This window comes from Pseudomonas sp. 2995-3, from assembly GCF_002742565.1.
Lineage (GTDB): Bacteria > Pseudomonadota > Gammaproteobacteria > Pseudomonadales > Pseudomonadaceae > Aquipseudomonas > Aquipseudomonas edaphica.
The window spans coordinates 1-290 of record NZ_LJSB01000281.1; the positions used below are offsets into that span (position 1 = coordinate 1).

1 protein-coding gene is annotated in these 290 nt (G+C 33.4%); it reads right to left on the minus strand.

All coding sequences use genetic code 11. The features are described 5' to 3' along the window. On the minus strand, positions 1–206 hold a 206-nt coding region (locus tag AOA62_RS32280), incomplete at its 3' end, for a hypothetical protein (protein ID WP_218244185.1). Positions 207–290: the final 84 nt, after the last annotated feature.

Here is a 290-nt window from a genome sequence, read left to right on the forward strand (position 1 = left end):
ATCAGGAACACATTGTCAGTAAGTTTATATACTACTTTCTGATTTCTGTCTCTATATACTTGGCTCACTTTCTCTATTTTATCTGTTACCTCTTCATTCAAAGGGTAAATTGGATTAATAGAATTAGCTCTTTTTGTATAACCATTTGCGAATCTTAATATCCACCCATCAACCAGTTGTGTTTGCAGAGCCGGAAGAGCATTCATTGAAAGTTCCTCAATTTTTTGTATTAATCTCTTATTATTCACTAGACACAATCTCCCCTTGACTACCCACTAGTATTATTATTC